Source organism: Pacificimonas sp. ICDLI1SI03 (genome assembly GCF_054740865.1).
Map to the genome: position 1 here is coordinate 522,338 of NZ_JBSQAU010000002.1, position 14,479 is coordinate 536,816.

Below are 14,479 nucleotides of genomic sequence, written 5' to 3' on the forward strand. Positions count from 1 at the left end.
TTCGGCAGACCATGACCCGCTTCACCGTCAACGGCAATCCTGTCGAATATGATCTGCCGCCGGATACGCCGCTGCTGTGGGCGCTGCGCGACGCCAGCAATCTGACGGGCACGAAATATGGCTGCGGCGTGGGCCTGTGCGGCGCATGCACCGTGCATGTGGACGGAGAGGCGCAGCGGTCCTGTCAGGTTCCCATCGGGGACATAGAAGGAACCTTCGTCACCACGATCGAGGGGCTGTCGCCGGATTCCTCTCACCCCGTTCAGCGCGCCTGGGTTGCGGAGCAGGTGCCGCAATGCGGCTATTGCCAGTCGGGCATGGTGATGGCGGCGGCGGCGTTCCTGAAGGATACGCCCGATCCGACGATCGAGGACATCAACCGGGGCATGACGAACCTGTGCCGGTGCGGCACCTATACGCGCATCCGCAAGGCCATCATGCGGGCGGCGGGCGGGGATGAAGGGCGTGCCGAGGGCGGCGGGGGCGATTGATTCGGGGCGATTGAAGGGCGCGCATGATCGGAACCGGTGGGGGTGCCTGTTCATTCACAAGCGAAACGATGGGTTCTCGAGGGGGCAATATGCAGGACAGCGCAGCGCAGAATGCAGATGCAATCCGGGAATCGGGCGAGGGTGTGATCGATGCGGTCGGCGATAATCTTTCCCTGCTGGGTACGCTGACAGGCCAGTTGACCGAAATGGCGCGCGGTCTGATCGAGGCCCTGCCGACGCTGGCTATCGCGGTCATCGTCCTGATCATATTCGGCTTTCTGGCAAGCGGCCTCAGCAAACTGGCGTCCAGGGCGGCGTCGAAGGCGGGGGAGCGCCCCTCCCTTGTCAATCTGACGCAGACACTGGTGAAGGTCGGCGTTTGGATCGTCGGCATTCTGTTGACCATGACCATCGTTTTCCCGTCGATGACGCTGGGCAGCCTGGTGGCCGCGCTGGGTTTGGGTTCGGTCGCGATCGGTTTTGCATTTCAGGATGTGTTCGAGAATTTCCTCGCAGGCATCCTGCTGATGCTGCGCGACAAGATGCGCGTAGGCGACCATATCGAGTGCGAGGGAATTTCCGGCGAGATCATGCACATCAGCCTGCGCGAAACCTATATCCGCAAGCTGTCCAACGAAGTAACCATCATGCCGAACAGCATGTTGTTCAAGAATCCGGTCGAAATCCATACCGACTTTCCCATGCGGCGGCACGAGATCGTCGCTGGCGTATCCTATGACACCGATGCCGACATGGCGCGTGACCTTATCCAGAAGACGGTCGAGGGCTGCGAATTGGTGGCAAAGGACAAGCCGGTGCAGGTGTTTGCAGCGGAATTCGCCGATTCCTCAATCAATTACACGGTGCGCTGGTGGGCGGGATCGAAGCCGGTCGACATGCACAAGAGCCGCGATCAGGTGGTGCGCGCGATCAAGCGGGCGCTGGACGATGCAGGCATCGAAATTCCGTTCCCCTATCGCACGCTGACCTTCAAGGAGCCCCTGCCGCTGAAGCGTCTGACGGGGGGCGACGACGAACCCGCGAAAGATGCCGCCTGACGGGTCGCGGGTTGCGCCCGTCGAAGGTACATGAAGCCGGGCCTGCGCCGCACCCAGGCAAAAGCGCCGCACGGAAAAGGTAGTGGGAGCGGGGGGCATTTCGCCGTATACCTGTGCCATGAAAACGATTTTCCTGGCCGCCAGCGCGGCGCTATCGCTTGTCACCGCAATCGCTGCAAATGCCCAGGGGCCATCGCCCGAGCTGGTTGCCTCTGTCGACATTCCCTATGAAAGATTCACCCTGCCCAACGGCCTTACGGTGATCACCCATACCGACCGTAAGGCGCCAGTCGTGGCGGTGTCCGTATGGTATCATGTCGGATCGAAGGACGAGCCGGAGGGGCGGACCGGCTTTGCCCATCTGTTCGAGCATCTGATGTTCAACGGCAGCGAGAATTACGACGATGAATGGTTCGTCGAACTGCAGGACATGGGCGCGACGGATTACAATGGGACGACCTGGTTCGACCGCACCAATTATTTCCAGAACGTGCCGACCCCCGCGCTGGAGCGGATGCTGTTCCTGGAATCGGACCGCATGGGGCATTTGCTGGGCGCCGTGACGCAGGAGAAGCTGGATGCACAGCGCGGCGTCGTTCAGAATGAAAAGCGCCAGGGCGACAACCAGCCCTTTGGCCTGACCGAATATCGCATCTTGGAGGGGCTATTCCCACCGGGCCATCCCTATCGCCATTCGACCATCGGTTCGATGGAGGATCTGGACGCCGCCAGCCTGGAGGACGTGCAGAGCTGGTTCCGCCAATGGTATGGCCCCAATAATGCCGTGCTGGTGCTGGCGGGGGATATCGACGCCGCCACCGCACGGCCGCTGGTCGAGAAATATTTCGGCGACATCCCGCCCGGTCCGGCCCTGGCCGGCCGCGTGGAAGACTGGGTGCCGACGCGGCGGGAAACCGTGCGTGAGGTGATGCAGGATCAGGTCGCCAACCCGCGCGTCTATCGCGCCTGGGCGGTTCCTGGCCTGGAATCGGATGATGCGCGGTCGCTGAGCATTGCCGCGGCGGTGCTGGCGGGCGGCGAATCCTCGCGCCTGTACAAAAAGCTGGTGCGCGAGGAGCAGGTCGCCACGTCCGTCGGCGGATATTTGCAGCCGCTGGAAGTGGCAAGCATGCTGCAGATCCAGGCCGACGTGAAGCCGGGGGTCGATCCTGAACGGGTCGAGGCGCTGATCGATGCGGAGATCGAGAAATTCCGGCAGGACGGTCCGACCGAGGACGAGGTGGAGCGCATCGCCATGCGCGTTGTTTCGTCCATGATCCGCGGCCTGGAAAGTGTCGGTGGCTTTGGCGGCAAGGCAGTGACGCTGGCCGAGGGCGAGGTTTACGCCGACGATCCCGCCTTCTTCAAAACGGAAATGAACGATTATGTCGCCGCGACGCCCGAAGAGGTGCAGGCGGCGGCATCGGAATGGATGGGCGCGGGCGGATTTCAACTGTTGGTGAACCCGGTCGGCGACCTGGCCGCCGCCGGTGCCGGCGTCGACCGTAGCAGCCTGCCACAGGTGGGGGACCTGCCCGCGCTGGATTTCCCCGATGTCGAGCGGGCCACACTGTCGAACGGCATTCCCGTGACCTTTGCCCGGCGCGCCGCCGTGCCCGTGGTCGATATCGCCATGGCGTTCGATGCCGGCGATGCCGCCGACCCGAAGGACAAGCTGGGTACGCAGGCGCTGACCCTGTCCCTGCTGGACGAGGGCACGGAAGACCGGACCGCCATCGAGATCGCAGAGGCAGAGGAACGGCTTGGCGCGGGGATCAGCGCAGGCAGCGATCTGGATACGACGACGCTGAGCCTGTCGGCATTGAAGATCAATCTGGGGGAATCGCTGGACCTCTACGCCGATGTGGTGCGCAATCCGAAATTCGATCAGGCGGAACTGCAGCGCGTGCGCGATATCCAGCTGGCCCGGATCGATGATGAGCTGAAGCAGCCAAGCAGCCTGGCACTGCGCCTGTTGCCGCCGCTGATCTATGGCGAGGCACATCCCTATGGCGCGCCGCTGACGGGATCGGGCACGCCGGAAGGTGTGCAGGCGGTGACGCGCGAGGATCTGGTGCAATTCCACGATCGCTGGCTGCGGCCCGATACGGCACAGATTTTCGTCGTCGGCGACACCACGCTGGCCGAGATCGTGCCGATGCTGGAGGAGCGGTTCGGCGACTGGCGCCCGGCGGGCGTTCCCAAGGGCGTGAAGCAGTTTGCCACGGTGACGGCGCCTGAATCCGCGCGTATCGTGCTGGTCGACCGCCCCGGCGCGCCGCAAAGTTTCATCTTTGCGGGCTACCCGCTGCAAACGAAGGGCACGGATAATAATACCGCCCTCAGCGTTGCCAACATCCCGCTGGGCGGTGTGTTCACGTCGCGCCTGAACAGCAATCTGCGGGAGGAGAAGGGCTGGAGCTATGGCGTGCGCGCCTCGATTTCCAGCGCTGTGCAGCAGGAGCCATTCTATGTCACCGCGCCGGTGCAAAGCGACAAGACAGGCGAGGCGGTGGCCGAGCTGCGGCGCGAAATCGCCGAGTATGTCGGCGCGCGGGGCATCACCGAGAAAGAGGTTGCGGACACGACCAAGTTCCTGTCCGGTCGCCTGCCCGGCGCCTATGAAAGTGCCGATGCCGTCATGGCGGCGATCACGTCGAACGCCACGCTGGGCCGGCCGGACGATTATCAGGAAACCTATGCGGCGAAGCTGGCCGCGCTGACACCGGCGGAGGTGGCCGCCGCGGCGAAGGCGGAGATCGATCCGAGCCGCCTGTTGTGGGTGATTGTGGGCGATGCCGACGTGGTGCGGCCGCAATTGCAGGATTTGGGGATGCCGATCGAGGAGCAGTAGATACACAGTCTTCCCCCCGCGTCCCTCTGAACATCGTTCCGGCAGCGCAGACCCTAGTCGACGGGGTTTTTACACGCTAAGTGGCCGCCACGTCTGAGACGGAAGATTACAATGACACGCAATAAGGTTTTCCAACTACACGTTCCGGAACCGCAGTGCCGGCCCGGCGACACGCCGGATTTTTCCGCTTTCGACGTGCCGAAGGCGGGCGAAGTCGACCGCCCGGCGGTGGACGTGGATGCGGAGGATATCCGCCACCTGGCCTATGAAATCGTCCGGGTGACGGATGACGAGGGCAAGGCGGTCGGCCCCTGGGCACCGGACCTGACCGAAGAAGAGGCGCTGAAGGGCCTGCGCGACATGATGACGGTGCGCAGCCTGGATGCGCGCATGCTGATCGCGCAGCGCCAAGGGAAAACCAGCTTCTATATGCAGTCGCTGGGGGAAGAGGCGATTAGCTGCGCCTTTCAGGCGGCGCTGTCGCCGGGCGACATGAATTTCCCGACCTATCGTCAGCAGGGCCTGCTGGTCACGGCCGGCTATCCCATCGAAGACATGATGAATCAGGTCTATTCCAACAGCGCCGACCCGCTGGAGGGACGGCAGATGCCGGTCATGTATTCGGCGAAGGACCATTCCTATTTCTCGATTTCCGGCAATCTGGGCACGCAGTTCGTCCAGTGCGTCGGCTGGGCCATGGCATCGGCCATTGCGGGCGATACGAAGATCGCGGCCGGCTGGATCGGCGATGGCGCGACGGCGGAATCCGATTTTCATTCCGCCATGGTCTTCGCCTCTACCTTTCGCCCGCCGGTCATCCTGAACATTGTCAATAATCAGTGGGCGATCAGCACGTTTCAGGGCATTGCGCGCGGCAAGGCGGCCACGTTCGCCTCGCGCGGGCTGGGCTTTGGCATTCCGGCGATCCGCGTCGACGGCAATGATTTCCTGGCCGTGCATGCGGTCGCGAAATGGGCGGCGGAGCGTGCGCATCTGGGCCATGGCGCCACGCTGATCGAGCATGTCACCTATCGCGCGGGACCGCATTCGACATCCGACGACCCCGCCGGCTATCGCCCCAAGACGGAGGCAGCAGACTGGCCGCTGGGCGATCCCATCCAGCGCATGAAGGCCTATCTGATCGCGCGCGGCATATGGACCGAGGAACGCCATGCGCAGGCACAGGCGGAAATCGATTCCGAGGTTCTGGCCGCGCAGAAGCGGGCGGAAAGCTGCGGCACGTTACACGACGGACCGCACCCGAGTTCGAAGGGCATGTTCGACGACGTATTTGAGGAGCTGCCCGCGCATCTGATCCGGCAGCGCCAGGAAGCAGGAATCTGACCATGGCAAGAATGACCATGATCGAGGCGATTCGCGACGCCCACGACGTATCCATGTCACGCGACGAGAAGGTCGTCGTGTTCGGACAGGACGTCGGCTATTTCGGCGGCGTTTTTCGCTGCACTAAGGGGCTGCAGCAAAAATATGGCATGCAGCGCTGTTTCGACACGCCGATCAACGAAAGCGGCATCGTCGGCACGGCGATCGGTATGGCCGCCTATGGCCTGCGCCCCTGCGTCGAAATCCAGTTCGCCGATTACATGTACCCCGCCTATGACCAGCTGGTGTCGGAGGCGGCGCGCCTGCGCTATCGTTCCAATGGCGATTTTATCGCCCCGCTGACGGTACGTATGCCGACGGGTGGCGGCATTTTTGGCGGCCAGACCCATTCGCAGTCGCCCGAGGCGCTGTTTGCGCACGTATCGGGCCTGAAAACTGTCATTCCGTCCAACCCCTATGATGCAAAGGGGCTGCTGATCGCCAGCATCGAGGATAATGACCCCGTCATCTTCCTGGAGCCGAAGCGGCTGTATAACGGTCCGTTCGACGGCCATCACGATGCCGCCGTCACGCCCTGGTCGAAGCATGAACTGGGTGAGGTGCCGGAGGGGCATTATACCGTGCCGCTGGGCAAGGCCGCGATCCGGCGGCCCGGCGCCGATGTGACCATCCTGGCCTATGGCACGATGGTACACGTTGCCCTGGCGGCCGTTGAGGAAACCGGCGTTGATGGCGAGGTAATCGATCTGCGCTCCATCGTGCCGCTCGACCTCGACACCATAACGGAATCCGTCGCGAAAACGGAACGGTGCGTTATCGTGCACGAAGCGACGCGTACCTGCGGCTTTGGCGCAGAACTGGCGGCGCTGGTGGCGCATCACTGCTTCTATTCGCTTGAGGCGGCGATCGTTCGCGTGACGGGCTATGACACGCCCTATCCCCATGCACAGGAATGGGATTATTTTCCTGGGCCAAAACGCGTCGGCGCGGCCCTGACCCAAGTGATGGAGGCCAGCTGATGGGCGAACATGTCATCAAGATGCCCGATATTGGCGAAGGCGTCGCCGAGGCGGAACTGGTCGAATGGGAAGTCGCCGTTGGTGACGAGGTGCGCGAGGATCAGGTTCTGGCCGCCGTCATGACCGACAAGGCGACGGTCGAGATCCCGGCGCCGCGCGACGGCAAGATCCTGTGGCTGGGCCCGGAGATCGGCGAAGTGGTCGCCGTCGGATCGCCGATCATCCGCATGGAGATCGAAGGCGAGGGCAATGTAACCCCCGGCGAAACATCGGAAGTGATCGAGGCCGCGCCCGCCGATGCGGACGAGCGCGAGAAAAGTGATGCGACGCCGTCAGCGCCTGAATCGCCCGAAGAGGATGCGCGCGAGCATGAAGGCGCGGCACCAGCAACAGCGCCCGCCGCCAAGCCGTCCGCCTCAAAGGCATCTGCCGCAAAAACGCCTGCCGCCCCGCAGACAGCACGGTCGGCGGCGAAACCGTCTGCGACCTCTACGCCGCAGCGCGCCGTGCCGCGCCCGGTGGGCGAAAAGCCCCTGGCCTCTCCTGCGGTGCGGAAGCGCGCGCTGGATGCTGGCATCGATCTGCGCCGCGTGCCGGGAAGCGGCGAGGCGGGCCAGATCAGTCATGACGATCTGGATGCCTTTATCGAATCGGGCGGCGAAGCGGTCGTGCGCGGCGGCTCCTCCCGTATGCCGAACATGGCGATCGACGAGATCAAGGTGGTGGGCCTGCGCCGCAAGATCGCGGAAAAGATGCAGATCGCCAAAACGCGCATTCCGCACATCACCTATGTCGACGAGGTGGATGTGACCGCGCTGGAAGAATTGCGCGCGAAACTGAATCGCGAAAAGCGCGACGATCAACCAAAGCTGACCTTGCTGCCGTTCCTGATGCGGGCAATGGCGCGCGCCATCGCGGAGCAGCCGCAAATGAACGCGCGCTATGATGACGATGCCGGTGTCATCCACCAGCATGGCGGCATGCACATGGGCGTCGCGGCACAGACGGATAAGGGGCTGGTGGTCCCGGTCGTGCGCCATGTCGAGGCATTGTCCGTGTGGGACTGCGCGTCGGAGCTGACGCGGCTGGCGGAGGCGGCAAAGGACGGCAGTGCCACGCGCGACGAGCTGACAGGTGCGACGATCACCATTACGTCGCTGGGCGCCATGGGCGGCCTGGTGACGACGCCGGTAATCAACTATCCGGAGGTCGCAATTGTCGGCGTCAACAAGATGCGGGTGATGCCGGTCTGGCAGGATACGCAGTTCGTGCCGCGCAAGATGATGAACCTGTCATCCAGTTTCGACCACAGGGTGATCGATGGCTGGGATGCGGCGGTCTTTATCCAGCGTATCAAGGGCCTGTTGGAATCGCCCGCGATGATCTTCATCGAGGACTGACACCTGCCCCAACGCCTCCTGCGCGGTTATAAATGCCCGCGCGCCGCAATGACGATTTTCAAGTTCGGGACATCACGTCATGACCAATCTTACCTGTAAATTCCTCGTCATCGGTGCCGGTCCCGGCGGGTATATCGCCGCCATACGCGCCGGACAGCTGGGACTGGATACGATTATCGTGGAGGCGGCCCCCGTCGGCGGCACCTGCCTGAACGTCGGCTGCATTCCCTCCAAGGCGCTGATCCACGCCGCGGAGGAATTCGAGGCGGCCGCGCATTTTTCAGGCGACAACCCGCTGGGCATCAGCGTCACGGCGCCCGCAATCGATCTGGCGCAGACGATCGCGTGGAAGGATGGTATTGTCGGCAAGCTGACCGGCGGCGTCGCTGCCCTGCTGAAGAAGGCAAAGGTACGCACGGTAAAAGGCTGGGCGACGTTCCAGGACGGCCGAACCGTTCATGTCGATAGCGAAGACGGCCCGGTGACCATCGTGGCGGAAAAAGTCTGCATCGCGACGGGCTCCGCGCCAGTCGAACTGCCCTTCCTGCCATTCGGCGGGAACGTGATCTCCTCGACGGAGGCGCTGTCGCTGGAGAGCGTGCCCGCCACCATGGCTGTCGTCGGTGCCGGTTATATCGGCATGGAACTGGGCATGGCCTATGCCAAGCTGGGGTCGAAGGTGACCATCGTGGAAATGGAGGACCGAGTCCTGCCGCTTTACGACAAGGACATGACCAAGCCGGTCATGAAGCGCGCCGAGGCGCTGGGCATCGAATTGCGCCTGGGGGCAAAAGCGAAGGGACAGGCGAAAGACGGTCTCGACATAGAAACCGCCGATGGCACGGCGGAGACGATCGCTGCAGAGAAGGTCCTGGTAACGGTCGGTCGCCGCCCGGTGACGGAGGGCTGGGGCCGCGAAGCGCTGGTGCTGGACATGGATGGCCGGCACATTCGCATCGACGACAAGTGCGAGACCTCGATGAAGGGCATTTATGCCATTGGCGACGTGACCGGCGAGCCGATGCTGGCGCACCGCGCCATGGCACAGGGTGAAATGGTGGCGGAAATCGTCGCGGGCGAAAAGCGTATCTGGGACAAGCGTGCAATCCCCGCCATCTGTTTCACCGACCCTGAGATCGTCAGTGCGGGCTTGTCACCTGCCGAGGCGGAGGCAGAGGGCTATGACGTCAAAACAGCGATTTTTCCCTTTGCCGCCAATGGCCGTTCGCTGACGATGGAGGCGGATGACGGGTTCGTGCGGGTGGTGGCACGGGCGGACAATCATCTGGTTCTGGGTCTGCAGGCCGTGGGGAAGGGCTGCGCCGAATTATCCGCCGCGTTCGGTCTGGCGCTGGAAATGGGCGCGCGCGTCGAGGATATTGCCGGCACGATCCATGCACACCCGACACAGGGCGAGGCGCTGCAGGAGGCAGCGCTGAGAACGCTGGGGCACGCGCTGCATATTTGATTGCGGCGGCGCGTTTTTGGGGAAAGGGTCCGTTCAATTAGCTGCGGCGAACCCGGGCCGGGCTCGCCGCAACGTTGCGCCATCAATCCTGCGCCATCAATTCTTGCCCATCAGTCCTGGGCTGCCAGCCATTCCTCCAGCCATTTGATCGAATAGTCGCCATTGATGAAATCCGGCTGCTCGATCAGCGCGCGGTGCAGGGGGATCGTCGTTTTCGGCCCCTCAATGACATATTCTTCCAAGGCGCGGCGCAGGCGCATCAGGCAATCGTTGCGGTTCGCGCCATAGACGATCAGCTTTGAAATCAGCGAATCGTAATGCGGCGGGATCGTGTACCCGTCGTACAGCGCGCTGTCGGCGCGGACATGCAACCCGCCCGGAGCATGATATTGCGTGACGAGGCCGGGGGAGGGCGCGAAGGTGCGCGGATCCTCCGCGTTGATCCGGCATTCGATGGCGTGGCCGGAGAACTTCACCTCTGACTGTGTGACCGAGAGGGGGAGGCCCGCTGCAACGCGGATCTGTTCCCGGACCAGATCGATGCCGGTGATTGCCTCCGTCACCGGATGTTCCACCTGCAAACGGGTGTTCATCTCGATGAAGTAGAAGCGGCCATCCTCGTACAGGAATTCGATGGTTCCGGCGCCGCGATAGCCCAGATCGGCAATCGCCTGGCGGCAGGTTTCGCCCATGTCCGCGCGCTGGTCGGCGTTCAGCGCGGGGGAGGGCGCCTCCTCCAGAACCTTCTGATGGCGTCGCTGCAGCGAACAATCGCGTTCGCCCAGATGGATGGCATTGCCCTTGCCGTCGCCGAATACCTGAAATTCGATATGGCGCGGATTGCCGAGATATTTTTCGATATAGACGGTGTCGTCGCCAAAGGCGGCCTTCGCCTCCTGCCCAGCAGCCTTAAGGGATTTTGACAGATCCTCAGGCCGTTCGACGACCTTCATGCCGCGTCCGCCGCCGCCCGACGCGGCCTTGACGAGGACCGGATAGCCGATTTCGAATGCGACGGTTTCCGCCTCTTCCAGGTCGGTGATCGCGCCCTCGGAACCCGGCACCAGCGGCAGGCCGACCGCGCCGGCCGTGCGCTTTGCCTCCACCTTGTCGCCCATGATGCGGATATGTTCGGGTGTCGGACCGACAAAGGCGATGTCGTGCGCCTCGACGATTTCCGCGAATTTCGCATTCTCGGACAGGAAGCCATATCCCGGGTGGATGGCGTCGGCGCCCGACACCTCTGCCGCGGAGATGATATTGGCGATGTTCAAATAGGAATGCGTCGCGGACGGTGGTCCGATGCAGACGCTTTCGTCCGCCAGCCGGACATGCATGGCATCCGCGTCAGCGGTGGAATGTACCGCCACCGTCTTGATGCCCATTTCATGGCATGCGCGATGAATCCTCAGCGCGATCTCGCCCCGATTGGCGATGAGCAGCTTTTCGAACATTATTCTACGATTGCCAGCACTTCGTCGAATTCGACCGGTGCTTCATTGGTAGCGCAGATCTTCGTTACCGTGCCTGCACGGGGGGCCACGATGGGGTTCATGACCTTCATCGCCTCCACGATCAGCAGCGTGTCGCCCGCCTCGACCCTGTCGCCTTCCTTGACGAAGTTTGCCGCACCCGGCTCGGGCGACAGATAGGCGGTGCCCACCATCGGCGACTTCACGGCGCCGACATGGCTTTTCAGATCTGCGGCTGCATCGTCCGCAGCGGCAGTGCCCGTGCTGGCGGATGCCGGTGCAGATGCCGCCGCCGGGGCAGGCATGGGGGCTGCCGCAAAGCTCTGCTGGGCCGCCATCATCTGCCGCGCCACGCGAATCTTGCGGTCGCCATCTTCGACCTCGATTTCACTCAGGCCAGTGTCGCCCAGTAGTTTTGCCAGTTCTTTCACCAGCTTCGTATCGACGTTCATACCGCCGGATCTCGGGCTTTGCGCCATTATACTCCGTCCCTTTAAAGCTGCGCCGCAGCCTGAAGCGCCAAGCTGTAACCATGTGCGCCAAGGCCCGCAATGACCCCCCGCGCCACCGGACTGATGTAGGACCGGCGGCGAAAGGACTCTCGTGCATGTGTGTTCGACAGGTGAACCTCGATCACGGGCGTCGGGATGCCGGCAACCGCATCCCGCAGTGCGATGGACGTGTGCGTCAGCCCGCCGGGATTCAGGATGACCGCCTGGACGCCGGATGACGGACATTCGTGCAGCCAGTCGATCAAATGCCCCTCATGGTTCGATTGCCGCATGTCCACGCGGACCTGCAGCGACCGGGCCTCATCCTCCAGGCGGCTGGCAATGTCATCCAGCGTTTCCGACCCATAAACGTCGGGTTCCCGCGTGCCGAGCAGGTTCAGATTCGGCCCGTTCAGGACCATGATCAGGGGCATGTCGGCCATTGCCGTCCTATCCGGTTGGTTCGCTGTCTCCGCCTGCCTATATCGTCGGGGACAGCAATAGGGAATCCCATGGACAAGACGCTTTCGATCACGGTGAATGGCGAACATCGCCGCATCCGCAAACCGGCAACGGTCGTCGACCTTCTGAATGTGCTGGGGCAGGATCCGGCATCTGTGGCGGTCGAGCGCAATATGGAGATCGTACCGAAATCCGCCTATGAGCAGACCGGCCTCGAATCCGGCGACGAGATAGAGGTGGTGCACTTTGTTGGGGGTGGCCAGGACAATGCTGGTCAGGATGAGGGATGGACGGTTGCGGGGCGGCATTTCAAGTCGCGCCTGATCGTCGGCACAGGCAAATATAAGGATTTTGAAACGAACGCCCGCGCGGTCGAGGCTGCGGGTGCGGAGATCGTCACGGTCGCCGTGCGGCGCGTCAATGTTTCCGATCCGGGCGCGCCAAAGCTGACCGACTATATCGACCCGAAGAAGATCACCTATCTGCCGAATACGGCGGGCTGCTTTACCGCCGCCGACGCACTGCGGACGCTAGGTCTGGCGCGAGAGGCGGGCGGCTGGAAACTCGTGAAGCTGGAGGTGCTGGGAGAGGCGAAATCGCTTTATCCCGACATGGAGGCGACGCTTTCCGCCACCAAGGAATTGGTGAAGGACGGCTTTGACGTCATGGTCTATTGCGCCGACGATCCCATCGCCGCGAAGAAGCTGGAGGATGCCGGCGCGGCCGCGATCATGCCGCTGGGCGCACCCATCGGGTCGGGCCTGGGGATACAGAACCCTGTTACCATTCGCATGATCATCGAGAATGCCTCCGTTCCCGTGTTGGTTGATGCCGGCGTCGGCTGTGCGTCGGACGCGGCGGCGGCGATGGAACTGGGCTGTGACGGTGTGCTGATGAACACGGCAATCGCAGAGGCGAAGGATCCCGTCCTGATGGCAGGCGCGATGAAGCGCGCCATCGAGGGCGGGCGCATGTCCTACCTCGCGGGGCGCATGGCGAAACGCCGCTACGCAGACCCGTCCTCGCCCCTGGCCGGACTTATCTGAACCACTTTCCTGCAAACTACGACGCCTTTCGCCGTCGTTGCAATGGAACCTTCTGGCTTTTTAACCATTGGTAGGATGAGCGGTAGGACATTGTAATTTAAAGGAGAGTTTCGATGGGCGAATTTAGCGACAAGGCAAAGGGCCTGGCGAACGAAGCAGTCGGCAACGTCAAGCAGGACATCGGCAAGGCGACCGACAACCGGCAGATGGAGCAGGAAGGCTATCAGCAGGAACGCAAGGGCGAAGCCCAGCAGACGGTCGGTAAGGCTAAAGGCAAGGTAAAGGGCGTCGTTGACGACGTCTGATTCCCTAGCAGACTGACGGAAAAGGCCTCGAACCCTGATAGGTTCGGGGCTTTTTCTATGATGCTCGTCGAGAAACTTTGAGCAAGAGTTACCGGGAAGGCTGCACCCGCCGGGCGACGAAAAATTCCTTCAACATCGCGGCTGACAAACGCTCGCCGATGCCCGGATATAGTTCGGGGCGATGGTGACAGGTCGGATGTGCAAATACTCGTGCGCCGTGCATGACGCCCCCGCCCTTCGGATCCTCGGCCCCGAAATAGAGCCGCCGGATGCGAGCGTGGGAAATCGCGCCGGCACACATCGGACAGGGTTCCAGCGTCACATATAGATCGGCGCCTGTCAGCCGTTCCTGCCCAAGGGCAGCGGCTGCGGCGCGTAGCACCAACATTTCGGCATGTGCTGTTGGATCGTTCAACTCGCGTGTGCGATTGCCGTCCTTCGCTATGATGTCTCCGCCATGCACCAGAACGGCACCGATCGGCACTTCGGAACGCAAAGCGGCCGCCCGGGCTTCAGCCAGGGCGGCCGTCATATAGTCATTTGCCGGTGTCACGCGGCTACGTCACTTATCTGAGATAATTGACGTAAACACCGTGTACCGCGCCTGGCAGCCAGAGGATGAGGGTGAGGATCAGGTTGATCCAGAAATCCTTATCCAGGCCATGTTTTAAGAAAACGCCAAGCGGCGGTACGAGGATCGTCAGGATTAAAATCAGAATGCTCATCGTGTCGTTCCTCGTACCCGTCCGTTGGACAGGTTTTAATTATTGAACCGAATCGTCGTCCTCGGCGCGATCGACTTCAACAGAGGGCAGATCGACGTTCATGTCGACATCGCCCTCTTCGACTGCGATATCGGCGGTGTCCACATCGACGTCAGGCAGATTGCCGCCCGTCGCGCTGGCTTCAACGTCCACATCCGGCATCTCGACATCGCCGCTGGTGTTCACGTTGAACAAACCAAGTGCATATGCGATCACTGCAAGCACGATCAAAACTATGACGATGATGATGACGGTACGGCCGCCGCTGCTCTTGCGCTCATACTCTGCCATAATCTTACACCCCT

General features: G+C 62.4%; 15 protein-coding genes. 9 read left to right on the forward strand and 6 right to left on the reverse strand.

Annotated elements, in window-relative coordinates; genetic code table 11:
* Positions 1-11: 11 nt before the first annotated feature.
* From ACSMXM_RS14435 to lpdA, 7 genes are all read left to right on the forward strand, one after another.
* A complete protein-coding gene (locus ACSMXM_RS14435; RefSeq protein ID WP_460317081.1) occupies positions 12-491 on the forward strand; it encodes a (2Fe-2S)-binding protein in 480 nt (159 codons plus the stop codon).
* An 89-nt stretch (positions 492-580) separates the two neighbouring features.
* Complete coding sequence (locus ACSMXM_RS14440) at positions 581-1,549, forward strand: mechanosensitive ion channel family protein (RefSeq protein ID WP_460317084.1); 969 nt, start codon at positions 581-583, stop codon at positions 1,547-1,549.
* Positions 1,550-1,667: 118 nt separating this feature from the next.
* Positions 1,668-4,403, forward strand: a complete 2,736-nt coding sequence (locus ACSMXM_RS14445; protein ID WP_460317086.1) for a M16 family metallopeptidase — start codon at positions 1,668-1,670, stop codon at positions 4,401-4,403.
* 111 nt (positions 4,404-4,514) lie between these two features.
* Positions 4,515-5,747, forward strand: coding sequence for a thiamine pyrophosphate-dependent enzyme (locus tag ACSMXM_RS14450; RefSeq protein ID WP_460317088.1), 1,233 nt, complete (start codon positions 4,515-4,517; stop codon positions 5,745-5,747).
* Positions 5,748-5,749: 2 nt separating this feature from the next.
* A complete protein-coding gene (locus tag ACSMXM_RS14455; protein WP_460317089.1) occupies positions 5,750-6,766 on the forward strand; it encodes an alpha-ketoacid dehydrogenase subunit beta in 1,017 nt (338 codons plus the stop codon).
* Positions 6,766-8,166: a dihydrolipoamide acetyltransferase family protein gene (locus tag ACSMXM_RS14460; protein WP_460317090.1), complete on the forward strand. Its 1,401-nt coding sequence runs from the start codon at positions 6,766-6,768 to the stop codon at positions 8,164-8,166. Before ACSMXM_RS14455 ends, ACSMXM_RS14460 begins: the two co-directional genes overlap by 1 nt.
* Before the next feature lie 79 nt (positions 8,167-8,245).
* Positions 8,246-9,634 (forward strand): dihydrolipoyl dehydrogenase, encoded by a 1,389-nt coding sequence (lpdA, locus tag ACSMXM_RS14465; RefSeq protein ID WP_460317091.1) that lies wholly within the window; start codon positions 8,246-8,248, stop codon positions 9,632-9,634.
* A 110-nt stretch (positions 9,635-9,744) separates the two neighbouring features.
* Here lpdA and accC read toward each other — a convergent pair whose 3' ends face one another.
* The 3 genes from accC to aroQ are packed head-to-tail and all read right to left on the reverse strand — an operon-like array spanning position 9,745 to position 12,040.
* Positions 9,745-11,091 carry an acetyl-CoA carboxylase biotin carboxylase subunit gene (accC, locus tag ACSMXM_RS14470; RefSeq protein WP_460317616.1) on the reverse strand — a complete coding sequence of 449 codons (1,347 nt, stop codon included), beginning with the start codon at positions 11,089-11,091 and terminating at the stop codon, positions 9,745-9,747.
* Positions 11,088-11,558 carry an acetyl-CoA carboxylase biotin carboxyl carrier protein gene (gene accB / locus ACSMXM_RS14475; RefSeq protein WP_460317092.1) on the reverse strand — a complete coding sequence of 157 codons (471 nt, stop codon included), beginning with the start codon at positions 11,556-11,558 and terminating at the stop codon, positions 11,088-11,090. The genes accC and accB overlap by 4 nt, the downstream gene beginning before the upstream one ends.
* Before the next feature lie 41 nt (positions 11,559-11,599).
* On the reverse strand, positions 11,600-12,040 hold the full coding sequence (gene aroQ, locus ACSMXM_RS14480) for a type II 3-dehydroquinate dehydratase (RefSeq protein ID WP_460317093.1): 441 nt from the start codon (positions 12,038-12,040) through the stop codon (positions 11,600-11,602).
* A gap of 69 nt (positions 12,041-12,109) precedes the next feature.
* Here aroQ and thiS point away from each other — a divergent pair, with 69 nt between their 5' ends.
* Both thiS and ACSMXM_RS14490 read left to right on the forward strand, forming a co-directional pair.
* Positions 12,110-13,105 (forward strand): sulfur carrier protein ThiS, encoded by a 996-nt coding sequence (gene thiS / locus ACSMXM_RS14485; RefSeq protein WP_460317094.1) that lies wholly within the window; start codon positions 12,110-12,112, stop codon positions 13,103-13,105.
* Between the two features lie 113 nt (positions 13,106-13,218).
* A complete protein-coding gene (locus ACSMXM_RS14490) occupies positions 13,219-13,410 on the forward strand; it encodes a CsbD family protein (protein WP_460317095.1) in 192 nt (63 codons plus the stop codon).
* An 88-nt stretch (positions 13,411-13,498) separates the two neighbouring features.
* Here the strand turns inward: ACSMXM_RS14490 and ACSMXM_RS14495 are convergent, their stop codons facing one another.
* From ACSMXM_RS14495 to ACSMXM_RS14505, 3 genes are read right to left on the reverse strand one after another with little or no spacing between them, the layout of a single operon-like run.
* Complete coding sequence (locus tag ACSMXM_RS14495) at positions 13,499-13,942, reverse strand: nucleoside deaminase (protein ID WP_460317097.1); 444 nt, start codon at positions 13,940-13,942, stop codon at positions 13,499-13,501.
* 34 nt (positions 13,943-13,976) lie between these two features.
* Positions 13,977-14,135 carry a YqaE/Pmp3 family membrane protein gene (locus ACSMXM_RS14500; RefSeq protein ID WP_460317098.1) on the reverse strand — a complete coding sequence of 53 codons (159 nt, stop codon included), beginning with the start codon at positions 14,133-14,135 and terminating at the stop codon, positions 13,977-13,979.
* 39 nt (positions 14,136-14,174) lie between these two features.
* The gene (locus ACSMXM_RS14505; RefSeq protein WP_460317100.1) at positions 14,175-14,465 is read right to left on the reverse strand and encodes a hypothetical protein; all 291 of its coding nucleotides are present in this window, start codon (positions 14,463-14,465) and stop codon (positions 14,175-14,177) included.
* Positions 14,466-14,479 lie beyond the last annotated feature (14 nt).